This window comes from Bacteroides muris (ex Fokt et al. 2023), from assembly GCF_024704895.1.
Taxonomy (GTDB): Bacteria; Bacteroidota; Bacteroidia; order Bacteroidales; family Bacteroidaceae; genus Bacteroides; species Bacteroides muris.
The window spans coordinates 1-210 of sequence record NZ_JAMZEE010000162.1; the positions used below are offsets into that span (position 1 = coordinate 1).

Annotated in this window: 1 protein-coding gene; it reads left to right on the forward strand. The window is 42.9% G+C overall.

All coding sequences use genetic code 11. The features are described 5' to 3' along the window. Positions 1-33 precede the first annotated feature (33 nt). Positions 34-210, forward strand: a 177-nt coding sequence (locus M1B78_RS18685; RefSeq protein ID WP_257941522.1) for a transposase, incomplete at its 3' end; no start/stop codon positions are given.

Below are 210 nucleotides of genomic sequence, written 5' to 3' on the forward strand. Positions count from 1 at the left end.
CGTGGGCATGTACGTGTGAAACGCGGTCAAAGCATGGAACCCAGTGTAGGAATTATGGACAGTCAAAGCGTCAGATGTGGGAACAATGCTTCTTTGAACGGTATTGATGGAAACAAAAAGGTAAAAGGCATAAAACGGCATGTCATAGTGGATAAGAATGGCTTTCTTATTGCCGTTATGGTCACCATAGCTAATGTGCATGACAGTAAA